General features: G+C 59.0%; 18 protein-coding genes and 4 tRNA genes. 9 read left to right on the plus strand and 13 right to left on the minus strand.

Features of this window, described 5'->3' with window-relative positions; translation table 11 throughout:
• Positions 1–186 precede the first annotated feature (186 nt).
• The 4 genes from Q4Q11_RS26130 to Q4Q11_RS26145 form a co-directional block, all read right to left on the minus strand.
• Positions 187–261: transfer RNA gene (locus tag Q4Q11_RS26130), tRNA-Glu, on the minus strand.
• An 84-nt stretch (positions 262–345) separates the two neighbouring features.
• Positions 346–420 (minus strand) — tRNA-Glu (locus Q4Q11_RS26135).
• Between the two features lie 173 nt (positions 421–593).
• The gene (locus Q4Q11_RS26140) at positions 594–1,394 is read right to left on the minus strand and encodes a hypothetical protein (RefSeq protein WP_112507323.1); all 801 of its coding nucleotides are present in this window, start codon (positions 1,392–1,394) and stop codon (positions 594–596) included.
• A gap of 204 nt (positions 1,395–1,598) precedes the next feature.
• Positions 1,599–2,039: a VOC family protein gene (locus Q4Q11_RS26145; protein ID WP_112507321.1), complete on the minus strand. Its 441-nt coding sequence runs from the start codon at positions 2,037–2,039 to the stop codon at positions 1,599–1,601.
• Positions 2,040–2,235: 196 nt separating this feature from the next.
• Between Q4Q11_RS26145 and Q4Q11_RS26150 the strand changes: the two genes are divergently transcribed.
• The 5 genes from Q4Q11_RS26150 (at position 2,236) to Q4Q11_RS26170 (ending at position 4,192) form a co-directional block, all read left to right on the plus strand.
• The gene (locus tag Q4Q11_RS26150) at positions 2,236–2,814 is read left to right on the plus strand and encodes a cold-shock protein (RefSeq protein ID WP_015339721.1); all 579 of its coding nucleotides are present in this window, start codon (positions 2,236–2,238) and stop codon (positions 2,812–2,814) included.
• Position 2,815: 1 nt separating this feature from the next.
• On the plus strand, positions 2,816–3,328 hold the full coding sequence (locus Q4Q11_RS26155) for a DUF192 domain-containing protein (RefSeq protein ID WP_112507319.1): 513 nt from the start codon (positions 2,816–2,818) through the stop codon (positions 3,326–3,328).
• 145 nt (positions 3,329–3,473) lie between these two features.
• Positions 3,474–3,550, plus strand: a tRNA-Pro gene (locus tag Q4Q11_RS26160).
• Positions 3,551–3,717: 167 nt separating this feature from the next.
• Positions 3,718–4,023, plus strand: coding sequence for an ETC complex I subunit (locus Q4Q11_RS26165; RefSeq protein WP_112507317.1), 306 nt, complete (start codon positions 3,718–3,720; stop codon positions 4,021–4,023).
• 92 nt (positions 4,024–4,115) lie between these two features.
• Positions 4,116–4,192, plus strand: a tRNA-Arg gene (locus Q4Q11_RS26170).
• Between the two features lie 108 nt (positions 4,193–4,300).
• On the opposite strand, the gene Q4Q11_RS26175 is transcribed toward Q4Q11_RS26170, so the two are convergent.
• Together Q4Q11_RS26175 and Q4Q11_RS26180 are read right to left on the minus strand one after the other, a co-directional pair.
• Complete coding sequence (locus Q4Q11_RS26175; protein ID WP_498571298.1) at positions 4,301–4,462, minus strand: hypothetical protein; 162 nt, start codon at positions 4,460–4,462, stop codon at positions 4,301–4,303.
• 90 nt (positions 4,463–4,552) lie between these two features.
• A complete protein-coding gene (locus tag Q4Q11_RS26180) occupies positions 4,553–5,164 on the minus strand; it encodes a LysE family translocator (protein ID WP_498571299.1) in 612 nt (203 codons plus the stop codon).
• 110 nt (positions 5,165–5,274) lie between these two features.
• On the opposite strand from Q4Q11_RS26180, the gene Q4Q11_RS26185 reads away from it, so the two are divergent.
• On the plus strand, positions 5,275–5,736 hold the full coding sequence (locus Q4Q11_RS26185) for an Lrp/AsnC family transcriptional regulator (protein WP_112507313.1): 462 nt from the start codon (positions 5,275–5,277) through the stop codon (positions 5,734–5,736).
• Between the two features lie 100 nt (positions 5,737–5,836).
• Here Q4Q11_RS26185 and Q4Q11_RS26190 read toward each other — a convergent pair whose 3' ends face one another.
• From Q4Q11_RS26190 to Q4Q11_RS26205, 4 genes are all read right to left on the minus strand, one after another.
• Positions 5,837–6,610, minus strand: coding sequence for an amino acid ABC transporter ATP-binding protein (locus Q4Q11_RS26190; protein ID WP_112507311.1), 774 nt, complete (start codon positions 6,608–6,610; stop codon positions 5,837–5,839).
• An 18-nt stretch (positions 6,611–6,628) separates the two neighbouring features.
• Positions 6,629–7,783, minus strand: a complete 1,155-nt coding sequence (locus Q4Q11_RS26195; RefSeq protein ID WP_112507309.1) for an amino acid ABC transporter permease — start codon at positions 7,781–7,783, stop codon at positions 6,629–6,631.
• Between the two features lies 1 nt (position 7,784).
• Positions 7,785–8,975, minus strand: coding sequence for an amino acid ABC transporter permease (locus Q4Q11_RS26200; RefSeq protein ID WP_112507307.1), 1,191 nt, complete (start codon positions 8,973–8,975; stop codon positions 7,785–7,787).
• 96 nt (positions 8,976–9,071) lie between these two features.
• On the minus strand, positions 9,072–10,097 hold the full coding sequence (locus Q4Q11_RS26205; RefSeq protein ID WP_112507305.1) for an amino acid ABC transporter substrate-binding protein: 1,026 nt from the start codon (positions 10,095–10,097) through the stop codon (positions 9,072–9,074).
• 372 nt (positions 10,098–10,469) lie between these two features.
• Here Q4Q11_RS26205 and Q4Q11_RS26210 point away from each other — a divergent pair, with 372 nt between their 5' ends.
• Entirely contained in the window at positions 10,470–11,660 is a 1,191-nt protein-coding gene (locus Q4Q11_RS26210; protein WP_498571300.1) for a cystathionine beta-lyase, read from the plus strand.
• Here the strand turns inward: Q4Q11_RS26210 and Q4Q11_RS26215 are convergent, their stop codons facing one another.
• Positions 11,661–12,824: an FAD-dependent monooxygenase gene (locus tag Q4Q11_RS26215; protein WP_498571301.1), complete on the minus strand. Its 1,164-nt coding sequence runs from the start codon at positions 12,822–12,824 to the stop codon at positions 11,661–11,663.
• Between the two features lie 29 nt (positions 12,825–12,853).
• Positions 12,854–13,099: a zinc-finger domain-containing protein gene (locus Q4Q11_RS26220; protein ID WP_075852492.1), complete on the minus strand. Its 246-nt coding sequence runs from the start codon at positions 13,097–13,099 to the stop codon at positions 12,854–12,856.
• Between the two features lie 201 nt (positions 13,100–13,300).
• Here Q4Q11_RS26220 and Q4Q11_RS26225 point away from each other — a divergent pair, with 201 nt between their 5' ends.
• Positions 13,301–14,107 carry an alpha/beta fold hydrolase gene (locus Q4Q11_RS26225; RefSeq protein WP_498571302.1) on the plus strand — a complete coding sequence of 269 codons (807 nt, stop codon included), beginning with the start codon at positions 13,301–13,303 and terminating at the stop codon, positions 14,105–14,107.
• Between the two features lie 40 nt (positions 14,108–14,147).
• Here Q4Q11_RS26225 and Q4Q11_RS26230 read toward each other — a convergent pair whose 3' ends face one another.
• On the minus strand, positions 14,148–14,948 hold the full coding sequence (locus Q4Q11_RS26230; protein WP_498571303.1) for an enoyl-CoA hydratase-related protein: 801 nt from the start codon (positions 14,946–14,948) through the stop codon (positions 14,148–14,150).
• A gap of 75 nt (positions 14,949–15,023) precedes the next feature.
• On the opposite strand from Q4Q11_RS26230, the gene cysE reads away from it, so the two are divergent.
• On the plus strand, positions 15,024–15,818 hold a 795-nt coding region (gene cysE, locus Q4Q11_RS26235; protein ID WP_498571304.1), incomplete at its 3' end, for a serine O-acetyltransferase.

The following is a 15,818-nucleotide window of genomic DNA, read 5'->3' on the forward strand; positions in this document are numbered from 1 at the left end:
GCCCTAGGGGAGTCGAACCCCTCTTTACAGAATGAAAATCTGTCGTCCTAACCGATAGACGAAGGGCGCGTGCTGTGGCGCCCTTATAGTCAGCACCTTTCATTCCCGCAAGCGGAAAAACGAGAAAAATCCATGACTAGGAGAAGATTTTTCGAGGTGCTTGTGGAAAACGCCGAGCCATATGGTTGGCACGCCCTAGGGGAGTCGAACCCCTCTTTACAGAATGAGAATCTGTCGTCCTAACCGATAGACGAAGGGCGCATGCATTGCCGCGTGTAAATAGGAATAGCCTATAACGTCCGCAAGCGGTAGCTTAAATGAATTGACTATGGGGAAGAACAACAGTGGCACGCCCTAGGGGAGTCGAACCCCTCTTTACAGAATGAAAATCTGTCGTCCTAACCGATAGACGAAGGGCGCGTTCAGCTGTTGTGTGGCGCGCTTATAGCGGGGTGATTTCATTCTCGCAAGCGGCAATTTTGCTTTTTTGTGGAAAAAATGACAGATGGGTGAAACTGCCGCCGACACTGAATAAGCGAGCCTTAACAGGATGTTGCCGGCAATAGCGAATATTCCCCGGAAAGGCGGACTCTTTACTGGCCGCTTGCCCCTTGTACCGGCTGCACCATCAGCTTGCCGTTCTGAGGCTGGTTTTTCGAGGCGATGAACTGTGCTAGGGCCGCGGCTTGCTTGCCGTTCAGCTCCCGCACGTTCGGGTTCGGTGCCGCCATGACGCCGGAGGACGTCACCTGCGCGATCGGCTGCGGCGAGTTCGCCGCGGGGGCGGTCGCGTTGCGGATAACGGGCGGGGGAAGCACATCGGCCGAAGTCAGGCCGTTCGGCGCACTGGTTGCGTTCATCGCTTGCGGTGCCGTGGTCTGCATCGCGCCGGACGGCGTGCTATAGACGCTGCGCATCATCGGCGTAATTGCCGGGCTGCCGTCGGGCTGGTCCTTGGCGAGCGTTCCGTCTGGATTGACGGCAATGGGCGGCGGCGCTGAAAAGATGCTGCTTCTGTTCGCGTTGACGGCGGTCGGTTGCGTGGCGAGACCGGCAATGCCGGTCTGTCCATCGGCAGGAGCTGCGGCCGCGGGAGCCTGATAGAAAGCCTGATTCTGCTGGGCGACGACCTGCTGGCGCGTGCCGTTGACGCTGTGCACAAGCGGATCGCGGTAGGTAGTGCCATCGGCCTTGCGCCGGCGGGCGTCGGCCTTGCTGTTCATGTCGGCAGCGAGCTGCTCGGCCGCCGTAGGTTGCGCAGCAGGCGTGATTTCCGATGTTTCCGCCGGCTTTTTAGCCGTGGTCGCGCAGCCCGCGATCATCACAAATGAGGCAAAGACGGCAATTGTGCTTGCGAGCTTCGTCTTGCCGTATAAAATCCGTTGATCGCACATGGGACGTTCCCTGCAAAAAGGTTTGCATCGGAACGGCCTCTTGCGAGGGACGGCGATATCGCACGCGCTGACTGGGAACGATGACCGCGCGATATCCGATGCATGATGCTTCGAGTCGTCCAAGCATGCCGGAGGAAGGGCATGGGCGGCAAGCGCGAAACGGATGGCTCCGCGCGTGCCGCAAGCCTCGCGAAAGCTAGGCTCCTACCAAGTGCCCGTGTTGGCCATGGAAGCCCAGGGCTCGGCGGACGGAAGATTGGCGCCCTTCTGCAGGATCTCGATGGAAATGCCGTCGGGAGAGCGCACGAAAGCCATGTGGCCGTCACGCGGCGGGCGGTTGATCGTGATGCCGTTGTCCATCAGCTTCTGGCAGGTCGCATAGATATCGTCGACCTCATAGGCAAGGTGGCCGAAATTGCGTCCTCCGCTATATTCTTCGGGATCCCAGTTGTAGGTCAGTTCCAGGCTGGGGGCACCATTGCTGCGGGACGATTCCGCATCCTCGCCGGCCGCAAGGAAAACGAGCGTATAACGACCCTTCTCGTTTTCGTAGCGGCGGGTTTCTGTAAGGCCGAACAAGGTGCTATAAAAATGCAACGAAGCGTCGAGATCGGTGACGCGAACCATTGTGTGGAGATAACGCATTCTATTTCCTCTCTTAATGTTGAGCTGGGCGGATATTCGACCGAAGCACCAGCTTCGCGCAAGTCTTGGAGCGATATCTTAGGGTGGGAATAAACGAAAACTAGGACTTGCGCTTTTCGGTTACCAAGATGTTAATCTTGATATCAGGGAATCAGTTAACCGTAACAGTGTGACGCGTAATCGAGGGCTGGCTAGGATGGGTGACAGAATTTCATCGAAGGGAGTTGTCGACTTCGAGGAGATGTCGGGCGATACCGTCGAGCTCATCGAAATCTCAGGCGTTGTCAAATGGTTCGATGTCGCCAAGGGGTTCGGTTTCATCGTGCCTGACAATGGTATGCAGGATGTCTTGCTGCATGTGACGTGTCTGCGTCGCGACGGTTATCAGACGATTCTCGAAGGCACCCGCATCGTCGCGCTGATCCAGCGCAGAGAGCGTGGTTATCAGGCCTTCAAAATACTCTCCATGGATCAGTCGACGGCCGTGCATCCCTCGCAAATGCCGCCGGTGCGTACGCATGTGCAGGTGACGGCGACAAGCGGCCTGGAGCGCGCGTTGGTGAAGTGGTTCAACCGCACCAAGGGCTTCGGTTTCCTGACACGCGGCGAGGGCACCGAAGATATTTTCGTGCACATGGAAACGCTGCGCCGCTTCGGCCTGGCCGAGCTGCGGCCGGGTCAGGTGGTGCTCGTCCGCTTCGGACCGGGCGAAAAAGGCCTGATGGCGGCGGAAATCCATCCGGATGCGCCGAGCCCGGTCACACGGCCCCACTGATATGAAAAGAGACAGGTTTCTCGGATTTGTGAAAAGCGCCGTTTTGGCGCTTTTTATTGTTGGAACCGCCGTTCCGTCGTCCTTTGCGGCGCAGGCCGCAGGGCAGCAGTCGATGGCCTTCGATTCGGAGCCGCTTTCGATCGCGTCATCCAAGGGGCAGGTTCATGAATTCACGGTGGAGCTGGCGCTGACGCCGCCGCAGCTTGAGCTGGGTCTGATGTATCGTGACAAGATGCCGGCCGATCATGGCATGCTGTTCGATTTCGGCACGTCGCGGCCTGTCATGATGTGGATGAAGAACACCATGCTGCCGCTCGATATGCTTTTTCTGGATCAGAAAGGTGTCGTCACCCATATCCAGGAAAACGCCGTGCCTTATTCCGAAGCGATCATCAATTCCGGCGGTCCGGTCGCCTATGTCATCGAGCTGAACGCCGGAGTGGTCAAGAAACTGGGTCTTGCTGTTGGCGATAGAGTGACGAGCGCCACCATTTCAGCAAAGCTCGGCAAATAGATTTTCATCGGGGAAGATCCGCTTGGCGAGATTTTACCTGTTGCAGCGGGCAGATGAACCGTGTATCTCCCCACTCGTTCCGCAGGACAGGCATCCGGCGGCACGAAATCAAGGCATGGCTCGTTTGATGGTCGTGCCGACGGTACGGAGTGTAGCGCAGTCTGGTAGCGCATCTGGTTTGGGACCAGAGGGTCGGGAGTTCGAATCTCTCCACTCCGACCATTTAAGCCCCCTCATCAATATCGCTGAATTCACACTTTTCCCGGCTGCCTTTTCGCTTGAAAACAAAGGGATTCACGGCTAAGCAAAAGTCGTGTTCGCGCGGCCTTCCGGGCCGCATCAAAGCAAGAAAGCGGATCGTTCCCGCTTGATTCGGAGGCGCTGCAGCAATGCCTGCCAAGATTTATCGTCCCGCAAAGACCGCCATGCAATCCGGCAAGGCCAAGACCAATATCTGGGTTCTGGAATTCGACCAGGAAACGCCGCGCAAGATCGATCCGATCATGGGCTATACGTCGTCGGGCGATATGCGCCAGCAGCTCAAGCTGACATTCGATACGCAGGAACAGGCCGAAGATTACGCCAAGCGCAATGGCATCGAATACCGCGTCATTGCGCCGAAGGATCCGATCCGGCAGACTGTCTCCTATTCCGACAATTTCCGCTTCAACCGCATCCAGCCCTGGACTCACTGAAGCCCGGTACTTATTGAACGCCGCCCATTGAGTTTCACGGCGGTTTCAGGCATGTGTTGCCCGCCGCGCCCAAAGGCGCGGCTAGGCCCTACGGCCCCTTAGCTCAGCTGGATAGAGCACTTGCCTTCTAAGCATGTGGTCGCAGGTTCGAATCCTGCAGGGGTCGCCATTTTTTTAATTGTCCAGCCCGGAGACATGAGTAACAGAACGTACCTGAGACATAGGTAACACTTCTGAGCCGAAATGAGGTTGATCGGCTATGCGAAGCCGCTTCCTTCTAATTGGTTACACCAGGCCAGCCGCCGGTATCCCTTGGTCTCGTGGCATCGACCGCCATCTGGATCAGGTCGTAGCCGTACATCACTCCGGCAAGTTTGATGACGATGATGGCCGCGCTCAGAAGCGCAAGCCCACCGATGATTCTGTCGCTTTTTTTCACGGCCCGCTTCCCCCGACGTCTCGTGAATCCCGCACTGTTCGCGGTGCTCAAGAGTATATCGCGTTCTGCGCGAAGCGCTATGGGGCTTGTTCATGTTGCGAGTCGCCCGGCCGCGACGAGCAGCAAGCCGCCTGCGATGCCCTCGATCCATCGGCGGCGGCGATCGTTGAAACTTCCGCGAGAGCCTAGGGCCGCAATGGCAAGGCTGAGCAGGGCATAGACGATGCCGCACGGGCCGATGAAGACCGTAGAGAGAAGGCAGGCCTGCGGCAAGATGCTTCCATCATGGCTCATGAACTGCGGCAGGATGGCGAAATAGATCATCATGCCCTTGGGATTGAGGACCGCCGTCAGGAATCCGCGGCGAAACCGGTTGGCGGTGGCTCTTGAAGACGTCGACCGAACGCTGCGGTCTTTCATGGAGGATGCGAGAAGCCGGAAGGCGAGGCAGCTTAGATAGGCGATGCCCAGCCACCGCAGCGTCGCGAACAAAAGAGGCGAGGCCACGATGATGGCGGCTATGCCGAGCGCTGCCAACGTCGAATGCACGAGATAGCCGGCGCAGATACCCGCGGTCGAGCGCAGTCCGGCGACAAAGCCTCCGGATACCGCCTGCGACGCCACGAAGAGCATATCCGGCCCCGGTGTGCAGATGAGCGGCAGCACGGTGGCCGCGAAGAGAAGCAGATTGGCGTTTTCCATGGATGGGAGCCTAGCAGCTCATCCACGCAACCGGCTTGCGAAGATGCCAATTTCTGCGAGATTATCGGCAGTAGAAATCACAAAAGCCAATTTATCGGTAGGGAATGCCAATGCGGCTGGATGAGATCGACAAGCGAATCCTGCGTGCGCTGCAGCGCGACGGGCGGATTCAAAATGTGGAGCTGGCCAAGGAGGTCGGGCTTTCGCCGTCGCCCTGCCTGCGGCGCGTCAAGCTTCTCGAGGATGCCCGCATTATCGACCGTTACGTGGCGGTGCTGAACCCGGTCAAGGCTGGCCTGCCGCTCTCGCTGTTTGCCCGCGTCTGGCTGACGGCGCAGGATGCGGAGACGATCGACCGTTTCATAGCCGCCATGAAGATGCTGCCTCAGGTGATGGAGTGCTACATCATGCTCGGCGAGAGCGATGCGCTGCTGAGGGTCGCCGTATCCGATCTCGACGACTATAGGCAGTTCCAGTCGACGCATCTGACAAAGGTCAATGGCATCCAGAACGTCAAGACCGACGTGCCGAGCCAGATCGTCAAGCAGACCTACGCTTTGCCTTTGCGCTGACCGCCCGTCATCGCCTCGTCCCGTCAATGAAGGATGTCAATGAAAAACCCGCCGGTGCGATGCAGCGGCGGGTTCCTTGTATTAACATATTTCTACCGGATCAGTGCAGGATCTGGCTCAGGAACAGCTTGGTGCGCTCATGCTGCGGATTCTCGAAGAATTCCTTCGGTGAATTCTGTTCGACGATCTGGCCCTGGTCCATGAAGATGACGCGGTTGGCGACCTGGCGGGCAAAGCCCATTTCGTGGGTGACGCACAGCATGGTCATGCCTTCCTCGGCAAGGCCGACCATCGTGTCGAGCACTTCCTTGATCATTTCCGGGTCGAGCGCCGAGGTCGGCTCGTCGAACAGCATGATCTTCGGGTTCATGCAGAGCGAGCGGGCGATCGCCACACGCTGCTGCTGCCCGCCGGAAAGCTGGCCGGGATATTTCTTGGCCTGCTCGGGAATCTTGACGCGCTTGAGGAAGTGCATGGCGATCTCTTCCGCCTGCTTCTTCGGCATCTTGCGCACCCAGATCGGCGCCAGCGTGCAGTTTTCCAGAATGGTCAGGTGCGGGAAGAGGTTGAAGTGCTGGAACACCATGCCGACCTCGCGGCGCACTTCGTCGATCTTCTTCAGATCGTTGGTGAGCTCGACGCCGTCAACGATGATCTGGCCCTTCTGGTGCTCTTCCAGGCGGTTGATGCAGCGGATCATCGTCGACTTGCCGGAGCCGGAAGGTCCGGCAATGACGATGCGCTCGCCGCGCATGACCCTCAGATTGATATCGCGCAGCACATGGAAATCGCCATACCACTTGTTCATGTTGATCATGTCGACCGCGACCTCGGTCTCGGAAACGGTCATTTTCTTCGATTGGGCTTCAGCCATTTTGTCTTTCCCTCAATTTTATCGCTTGTGGCCGGTGTCGAGATGGCGCTCCACGAAACTTGAATAGCGCGACATGCCGAAGCAGAACAGCCAAAAAACGAAACCAGCGAATACGAGACCCGTCACCGGCGTCACCGCGCTTGCCCAGGTCGCATCCGAAAAGTTCTGGCGGACGATGCCGAGCAGGTCGAACATGCCGATGATCGCAACGAGCGACGTGTCCTTGAACATGCCGATATAGGTGTTGACGATACCGGGAATGACCAGCTTGATCGCCTGCGGCAAGACGATCAGCCGCATCTTCTGCCAGTAGCCGAGGCCGAGCGAGTCGGCGCCCTCGAACTGGCCCTTCGGTATCGCCTGCAGGCCGCCGCGGATGACTTCTGCCATATAGGCCGAGGTGAAGATCGAGAGACCGACGACGGCGCGCAGCAGCTTATCGACAGTCCAGCCCTGCGGCATGAACAGCGGCAGCATGTAGCTCGCCATGAACAGCACGGTGATCAGCGGAACGCCGCGGATCACTTCGATGAAGATCACGCATAGCATGCGCACGACGGGCATTTTCGAGCGGCGTCCCAGCGCGAGCAGGATGCCGAACGGGAACGAGACGGCGATCGCGACGAAGGCAATGACCAGCGTCACCAGCAAGCCGCCCCATCTTTCCGTTTCCACGATCTGGAGGCCGAAGCCGCCATGGAGCAGGAAGAACGAAATAACCGGCAGCACGAAGAATGCGAGGATCGCATTCAAGCCTTTGCGCGGGACTGACGGTATCAGCAGCGGCGCGAAGCCGATGATCATCAGGATTGCCACGAGTATCGGCCGCCAGCGCTCGTCCGGCGGATAGAGGCCGAACATGAAGACGACGAATTTCGCGCGGACAAAGGCCCAGCAGGCGGCGTTCCAGCCATCCGGCTGCGTTCCGCCCTGAACCTTGGTCGCGCAGAATGTGCGGTCGGTTCCGTTCCAGACTGCCTCGATGAACAGCCAGTTGACGAGATGCGGGATCGCCCAAACCAGGAAAGTGACTGCGACGAGGGTCAGGACGATGTCCTTCGGCGTGGCAAAGAGGTTCTTTTTCAACCAATGCCATGCGCCTCTTTCACCGGCCGGTGCCGGTTGCGCCACAAGAAGCGTCTTGCTGACGAAGCTTTGATCTACGCTCGACATCTTATCTCTCCACCAGAGCCATCTTGGCGTTGAACCAGTTCATGAACAGCGACGTTACGATGCTCAGGGCGAGATAGATGATCATCCATATGATGACGACTTCGACCGCTCGGCCGGATTGGTTGAGGATCACGCCGCCGACGGCGACGAGATCGGCATAGCCGATGGCGATGGCGAGCGAGGAGTTCTTGATCAGATTGAGATATTGGCTCGTCAGCGGCGGAATGATGATGCGCATTGCCTGTGGAATGATGACAAGCCGGCTGATGGCCGACGACCGAAGACCCAGCGCGCCCGCCGCTTCCGACTGCCCCTTCGGCACGCCGCGAATGCCGGCGCGGACGATCTCGGCAATATAGGATGCCGTATAGAGGGAAAGGGCGAGAAGAAGCGCAAGGAATTCCGGTCCCACGACCGTCCCGCCGGTCAGGTTGAATTTGCCGGCAATGGGATAATCGAAGGAGAGCGGCATGCCCGTTACCAGGAAGACCAGCAGCGGCAGGCCGATCAATATGCCGATCGACACCCAGATCGTATGGAACTGCTGGCCTGTCGCCGCCTGACGCCGATGCGCCCAGCGAGCCACGAAGAATACGGCAGCTATGGCGGCGAGGAGGGCGACGCCGACCGCCCACATTCCGGCGCCGAAGATCGGGCTCGGGAAGGCAAGTCCGCGGTTGCTGAGATAGCTGGAAAATGGCAGGTGCACCGCATCGCGTGCCTGCGGCAGCAACACCAGAACGCCGCTGTACCAGAAGAAGATGACGAGCAGGGGCGGGATATTGCGGAAGATTTCGACATAGGCCTGGGAAAGCTTTGCAATCAGCCAGTTATGCGAAAGCCTGCCGATGCCGACGATGAAGCCGACGATCGTCGCCGCGAAAATGCCCACGACCGATATCAGCAGCGTGTTGAGCACGCCGACGATCAATGCAGTGATATTAGTGGAGTCGCTGGAAAAGGGGATGAGAGCCTGTCCGAGGTTGAAACCGGCTCGGCCTCCGAGGAAGTCGAAGCCGAAAGACCTGTTCAAGGCGCGCAGATTGTCCATCGTATTCGTGACGATGAACCAGCAAAAGGCAGCCAGGATGACGAGGGTAAGGGCCTGATAGAACACACCCCTTACTTTGGGATTGTATAGTGCCGATACAGATGATCGCTCGCCTTCAGGCGAGTTTGCAGTCGTTGCCATATAGAACTTTTCCCCAATGTGCCTGTTTCAGGCTTGTTTTCTTGAGGTGAGAAAGGCGGCAGCGCCGCCTTTCTTCGAAAATTGGCCGTTTGCGGCTTAGCGAACCGGGGGTGCGTACTGAATGCCGCCCTTGTTCCACAGCGCGTTGAGGCCGCGGGCGATCTTCAGCGGGCTGCCCGCGCCGATATTGCGGTCGAAGACTTCGCCGTAATTGCCGACGCCCTTGATGATGTTGTAGGCCCAGTCATTGGTCAGGCCGAGGTCGGTGCCGATGGTGGAGCCTTGTTCCACGCCGAGGAAGCGCTTGATGTCCGGGTTTGCCGAGTTCTTCATCTCGTCGACGTTCTTCTGCGTGATGCCGAATTCTTCGGCATTGACCAGCGCGTAGGCCGTCCAGCTGACGATGTTGAACCACTGGTCGTCACCCTGGCGAACGGCCGGGCCGAGCGGCTCCTTCGAGATGATTTCGGGCAGAACGACGTTGTCGTCCGGGTTCTTCAGCGTCAGGCGCAGCGAATAGAGGCCGGACTGGTCGGTGGTGTAGACGTCGCAACGGCCGGAATCATAGGCAGTGTTGACTTCTTCGAGCTTGTCGAAGACCACCGGATTGTACTGCAGGTTGTTGGTCTTGAAATAATCGGCAAGGTTGAGTTCGGTCGTCGTACCGGACTGCACGCAGACGGCCGCACCCGACAGTTCAAGCGCCGACTTCACGTTCAGTTCCTTGCGGACCATGAAACCCTGGCCGTCATAATAGGTGACGGGACGGAACTTGAGACCGAGCGCCGTATCGCGGTTGATGGTCCAGGTCGTGTTGCGGGAAAGCACGTCGATTTCGCCGGACTGCAGCGCGGTGAAACGGTCCTTGGCGCTGAGAGGCGTGTATTTCACCTTGGTGGGATCGCCGAATACGGCGGAAGCCACGGCCTTGCAAAAGTCGATGTCGAAACCGGCCCAGTTGCCGGAGGCGTCCGGCTGTGCGAAGCCGAGGAGGCCCGTATTCACGCCGCACTGGACGAAGCCTTTGGCTTTTACGTCGCTCAGCGTCGAGGCGGAAGCGCCGGATGCGGTGTAAGCCAACGCTGCGGCTCCGAGAAGCGCGGAGAGAGCAATTTTTTTCATCTTTCCCAACCTTTGTCTATTTGTTTTATAGTTAAATGTATCGCCTCCGAAGCAGGTCCGTGTAGAGCCGCGTTCTTCCCTTTCCCGGTGCGAGTGGCGCTATCACAGTCGTAAATGGTGTAACGGTCAAGAGAGCGCTCAAATTATTGCGGATTTATTCGGCATTTTCGCCTGTTACGACCGGAAAGCGGGCATTTTGGCGTCAAAATAAGCGGCAATTTGCCAAATATCTGCGCGAAAATGGAGTTTCTGTCGCCATTTTCGTTATTTTAGCCTTCTAATAACATGTGATGTCGGAATGATCGGGGTTGACCCCATTGGACTTGGCCGCCACAAATCCAGCTTCCTATAGCGCCAAAGGCATATCCGGACATGAAAGACAAAGACACATTCCTGCAGAACGCCGGCATCAACACGCGTTTGTCCCACATCGGCAATTCGCCTTTTGATTTCCACGGCTTCGTCAACCCACCCGTGGTGCATGCCTCGACGGTGCTTTTTCCCAATGCCCGCGTGATGGAGACGCACGATCAGAAATACACTTACGGCACGCGCGGGACTCCCACCACGGACGCGCTGTGCGAGGCGATGGACGCACTGGAGGGGTCGGCTGGAACGGTCATCGTACCGTCCGGACTAGCGGCCGTCACCATTCCGTTTCTGGCCTATCTCTCCGCCGGCGATCACGCCCTGATCGTTGATTCGGTCTACGGTCCAACCCGCTTCTTCTGCGACACGATGCTGAAGCGCCTCGGCATCGAGGTCGAATATTACGATCCTTTGATCGGTGCCGGCATAGAGCAGTTGATCAGAGCCAACACCAGGCTGGTCCATACTGAGGCCCCGGGTTCCAATACTTTTGAAATCCAGGATATTCCGGCGATTTCGGCGGCAGCTCATCGTCATGGCTGCGTCGTCACCATGGACAATACCTGGGCGACGCCGCTCTATTTCAAGCCGCTCGATCACGGTGTCGATGTCTCCATCCATGCCGTGACGAAATATCCGGCCGGTCATTCGGACATTCTGATGGGAACCGTTTCCGCCAATAAGGCGCATTGGAAGCAGCTGCTGGATGCTCATGGCCAGCTCGGCATCAGCGGCGCGCCGGACGATGCCTATCAGGTACTGCGCGGTTTGCGCACCATGGGCATACGCCTGGAGCGCCACCAGGAGAGTGCGCTGACGATTGCCCAATGGCTCGAGGGGAGGGAGGAAGTCGCCCGCGTATTGCATCCGGCGCTGCCGAGCTTCCCGGGCCACGATCTTTGGAAGCGCGACTTCAAGGGCGCAAGCGGGATATTTTCCTTTGTTCTCGCCGTTGACGACCCGCAGAAATTCAAGGCAAAGGCGCATGCCTTCCTCGATGCCCTGCGTATTTTCGGTCTTGGCTATTCGTGGGGCGGTTTCGAAAGCCTTGCCCTGCAGGTCAACCTTAATGATCGCCGCGTCACCAAGGCGCCGACGGAGGGACCGGTCATTCGCCTGCAGATCGGCCTGGAGGATGTCGCCGATATCAAGACGGATATCGAGAGGGGCTTTGCGGCGGCCAACGAGATCTGATCAGCCGATGGCGCGATAGCCGTAGATCCAGTCCATGTCCGCCGCGAGGCTTTGCGGCGGACGAAGCGAGAGAACCAGATCGCGCGCGAGTCGGATCGGGCCGCGGGCGTGATAGGCAAATTGATTGAAAGCGGCGCGCTGGCGGAGGCGCGCAATCCGCGGCGCACGGCGCTTTTCGTAGAGCTCGAATGTTTCGGCGACCGAGTGTGCCGAAAGCATGCCGGCAAGTTCGAAGGCGTCTTCGATCGCCATGGCTGCTCCCTGTGCCGCAAACGGCATCATCGCATGCGCCGCATCGCCGATCAGGATCGTATCGCTGCCATTGTGCCACCGGCCGGCCTTCATCTGATAGAGCGGCCAGAAGCTCGCCTGTTCCTGGGCTTCCAGCATCTGCAGGATCTTGCCGTTCCAGCCGGAAAAGCCGTGCAGCATCTGCTCGCGCTGCACGTTGCTGCCGGCCGCACCCCAATTGCGGCTGGTACTGCTGCCGGAGACGATGGCGACGATATTGAAGGCGGCATTTTCCCGGATGGGATAGCAGACGAGATGGCTGGAGGGTCCGAGGAATGCCGTGACGTTCTTCTTGTCCAGCAGGGATGGGGCCGCACTCTCCGGAATGGAGAAGCGCCAGGCAATATTGCCGGAGAAGAGCGGCGAGGGCGCACCGGGCACCATCGCGTGCGCCTTCGACCAGACGCCGTCGGCGCCGATGACGAGCTCGAATTCCTTGCCGGCGATCTCTTCCAGCGTTTGCCTGTTTTTGATGTCGATGTGCCGGCCGAGATGAAGCCTGCAAAGCGCATTGGCGTTTACGGCTTCGAGAAGCGCTTTCTGCAGGGTGGCGCGATGTACGGCGCCATAGGGCGCACCCCAACGTTCTCTGGCAAAATTTCCGCAGGGAACGGATGCGACAGACCGCAGCGACGAGCCGGATACCAGCCGGACTTCTTCGGGCTCCAGCCAGACGGCCCGGAGCTTGTCGAGCACGCCGAGCGTATCGAGGATGCGGGAGGCGTTCGGTGAAATCTGCAGGCCGGCGCCGACTTCTGTCAGCACGTCAGCCTGCTCGAAAATGTCGGAAGCGATGCCATGCCTCGCCAGCGCCAGGGCTGCCGTCAATCCGGCTATCCCGGCGCCGATGATTGCGGCCGCTTTGATCGGCATGTCTCTCTGTCCGATCGAGGGTTAGGCTATCACGCTGCCTTGAAGTGGAAGACGCAGCCGGCCGGATTGGTCTGGTCCGCCTTCAGCGACGGATTATAGCGGTACAGAGTCGAGCAGTAGGAGCATACCTTCTCGCTCTCGTCGCCGAGATCGATGAAGATGTGCGGATGATCATAGGGAATCGAGGCGCCGGTGCACATAAATTCCTTCACGCCGATTTCGATCACGCGATGTCCGCCGTCGTTCTGGAAATGGGGAATATTGTGGCCGGCCATAATGATCTCCGAATGCGTCTTGCCATGAGCGGCATGAATGTTGCGCCAGACTTGGTAGCCCCTCTTTATAATTCTTCTTCCCGATTGTGTAGTGCGAAAGTCCGGCTTGATGCAGAGATTTTCGCAAGCGCAGGGTTCATTTGATATCGCCGATAAAATATGGTCCGGCGCCAACAGGACCTAGTTTGCGAAGACGACACCATGAACTTGAATGCTCCCCCGATATCTCATTTTGTCAGAAACGGATTGAAGCTCGCCTTTTTCGATGACGGTGATCCGAGCGGCCCGCCGGTGCTGCTGATCCACGGCTTTGCCTCGACGGCGGTTGCAAACTGGGTCAATCCGGGCTGGCTGAAGACACTCGGCGAAGCTGGCTATCGCGTGATCGCCATGGACAATCGCGGTCACGGCATGAGCGACAAGCTCTACGATGCCGATGTCTACCATCCCTGGATCATGGCTGAGGATGCCGTTGCGCTGCTCGACCACCTGGGTATCCCCGAGGCTCATGTGATGGGTTATTCCATGGGCGCGCGCGTTGGCACCTTCATGGCGATTGCGCATCCAGATCGCGCCCGCTCGCTGGTGCTGGGCGGACTCGGTATCGGAATGGTCGAAGGTGTCGGTGATTGGGATCCGATTGCCGATGCGCTGATTGCTTCATCTCTCGATGACGTCACCCATGCGCGCGGGCGCATGTTCCGCGCCTTTGCCGAACAGACGAAGAGCGACCGGCAGGCGCTGGCTGCCTGCATCCAGGGTTCGCGCGATCTGGCGTCCCGGGAAGATGTGGCGAGGATCGAAGCGCCGACGCTGATCGCCGTCGGCACCAAGGACGATATCGCCGGTTCCGGTCAGGAATTGGCAGCCCTGATGCCGAATGCCGAAGCCATCGACATACCGAACCGCGATCACATGCTCGCCGTCGGCGACAAGGTCTTCAAGGCTGCGGTTCTGGAATTCTATCAGCGCCTCGACGAGCGCTACAGCGCCGCGCGTCGTATATGACGCGCAAAGGTCGCTGAAGCATTTTGAGTTATGCAGCAGGTCACTTGCCGGTGAAATGCGGCTTTCGGCGCTCGGCGAAGGCGGCGCGGCCTTCGGCATAATCGGCGCTGTCGAAGGTTTCGGCGCCGATCACTTCCGCCTCGCGCAACAGATCGCCATCCCGCTCGATGACGGCGCGGATCGCAACTTTCGATGCGTGCAGCGCGATCGGCGCATTGGCGGCGATTGCATGGGCGAGCGCGGATACCTCCCCATCGAAGGCGTCTGCCTCGATTTCCTCCAGCAGAAAGCCGGCGGCTGCCATCTTCCCGCTCGACATGGGAGCGCCGGTGAACAGGGCGACCTTAGCCATCTGCGGCCCAAGTGCGTTGACGATGTCCTGCACGGCATCGGCCGGATAGGCGATACCGAGGCGAACGGCGGGTACGGAAAAGCGCGCGCCTTGTTCGGCGATGCGCAGGTCGCAGGCGGCCGCCAGCCCGAAGCCGCCGCCGTAGCAGACGCCGCGGATCGCCGCGATCGTTGGCACGCGGCAATGGCGGATGGCCGCAAAAGCCTGGCTGTTCAGCGCTTCATAGGCAACTGCCGTCTCCGAATTTTTGCGCAAGCTGTCGAATTCGCCGATATCGGCACCGGCTGAAAAATCCGCGCCCGTGCCGCGCAGCACGATCACATGCGCATGCGCTTCGTCGGTCAGAAGGCGCACCGCCTGCGGAATGGCACGCCACATGGCGGCCGTCACGGCATTCTTTCTCTCGGGATTGCTGATGGTGATCGTGCCTATCGCATCGCCGCACGTAGCGCGAATGAGGTCGCCTGCAAAATCATGCTCGAAATTCATGCGCGACCAACCCATTTGTCTTGTGTGGCATTTATTCTATATAATGCACGCTGACAGAAAATCGGGAGACCGCCAATGGTCGCAGCAACGGACATTCGCCCCGTAGAGGGTTTGGGCGCGGTTAAGATCATGGATCCCATTTGGGATAGCATGCGCGAGGAAGCCCGCGCGGCTGCCGAGCAGGATCCGCTGCTTGCCGCCTTCCTCTATTCGACGATCATCAACCACCGTTCGCTGGAGGAGTGCGTCATCTATCGCATCTGCGAGCGGCTGGACCATCCCGACATGCAGGCCATTCTTCTCAGGCAGACTTTTGAGGAAATGCTTGCCGACTGGCCGGAATGGGGGGCGATCCTCCGGGTCGATATCCAGGCGGTCTACGATAGAGATCCCGCTTGCCTGCGTTTTCTGGAGCCCGTGCTCTATTTCAAGGGCTTCCATGCGCTGCAGACGCATCGCCTCGCGCACTGGCTCCATAATCGCGGCCGCCGCGATTTCGCGCTCTATCTGCAGAGCCGTTCCTCCAGCGTCTTCCAGACCGACATCAATCCGGCCGCGCGCATCGGCAAGGGCATATTCCTCGATCACGCGACCGGTCTCGTCGTGGGCGAGACGGCCGTGATCGGCGACAACGTCTCGATCCTGCACGGCGTCACGCTTGGCGGCACCGGCAAGGAAGGCAGCGACCGCCATCCGAAGATCGCTCATGGCGTATTGATCGGCGCCGGCGCCAAGATTCTTGGCAACATTCAGATCGGCCATTGCTCGCGTATCGCCGCCGGTTCCGTGGTATTGAAGGAAGTGCCCGCCAAAACCACGGTTGCCGGTGTTCCGGCCAAGGTGGTCGGCGAAGCGGGCTGTTCCGAACCT

It is taken from the genome of Rhizobium sp. UFLA01-1127, from assembly GCF_059803845.1.

Coding starts and splice junctions, on each gene's coding strand:
- Q4Q11_RS26140 (WP_112507323.1), bottom strand. CDS start 1,394: ATGTGCGATCAACGGATTTTATACGGCAAGACGAAGCTCGCAAGCACA.
- Q4Q11_RS26145 (WP_112507321.1), bottom strand. CDS start 2,039: ATGCGTTATCTCCACACAATGGTTCGCGTCACCGATCTCGACGCTTCG.
- Q4Q11_RS26150 (WP_015339721.1), top strand. CDS start 2,236: ATGGGTGACAGAATTTCATCGAAGGGAGTTGTCGACTTCGAGGAGATG.
- Q4Q11_RS26155 (WP_112507319.1), top strand. CDS start 2,816: ATGAAAAGAGACAGGTTTCTCGGATTTGTGAAAAGCGCCGTTTTGGCG.
- Q4Q11_RS26165 (WP_112507317.1), top strand. CDS start 3,718: ATGCCTGCCAAGATTTATCGTCCCGCAAAGACCGCCATGCAATCCGGC.
- Q4Q11_RS26180 (WP_498571299.1), bottom strand. CDS start 5,164: ATGGAAAACGCCAATCTGCTTCTCTTCGCGGCCACCGTGCTGCCGCTC.
- Q4Q11_RS26185 (WP_112507313.1), top strand. CDS start 5,275: ATGCGGCTGGATGAGATCGACAAGCGAATCCTGCGTGCGCTGCAGCGC.
- Q4Q11_RS26190 (WP_112507311.1), bottom strand. CDS start 6,610: ATGGCTGAAGCCCAATCGAAGAAAATGACCGTTTCCGAGACCGAGGTC.
- Q4Q11_RS26195 (WP_112507309.1), bottom strand. CDS start 7,783: ATGTCGAGCGTAGATCAAAGCTTCGTCAGCAAGACGCTTCTTGTGGCG.
- Q4Q11_RS26200 (WP_112507307.1), bottom strand. CDS start 8,975: ATGGCAACGACTGCAAACTCGCCTGAAGGCGAGCGATCATCTGTATCG.
- Q4Q11_RS26205 (WP_112507305.1), bottom strand. CDS start 10,097: ATGAAAAAAATTGCTCTCTCCGCGCTTCTCGGAGCCGCAGCGTTGGCT.
- Q4Q11_RS26210 (WP_498571300.1), top strand. CDS start 10,470: ATGAAAGACAAAGACACATTCCTGCAGAACGCCGGCATCAACACGCGT.
- Q4Q11_RS26215 (WP_498571301.1), bottom strand. CDS start 12,824: ATGCCGATCAAAGCGGCCGCAATCATCGGCGCCGGGATAGCCGGATTG.
- Q4Q11_RS26220 (WP_075852492.1), bottom strand. CDS start 13,099: ATGGCCGGCCACAATATTCCCCATTTCCAGAACGACGGCGGACATCGC.
- Q4Q11_RS26225 (WP_498571302.1), top strand. CDS start 13,301: ATGAACTTGAATGCTCCCCCGATATCTCATTTTGTCAGAAACGGATTG.
- Q4Q11_RS26230 (WP_498571303.1), bottom strand. CDS start 14,948: ATGAATTTCGAGCATGATTTTGCAGGCGACCTCATTCGCGCTACGTGC.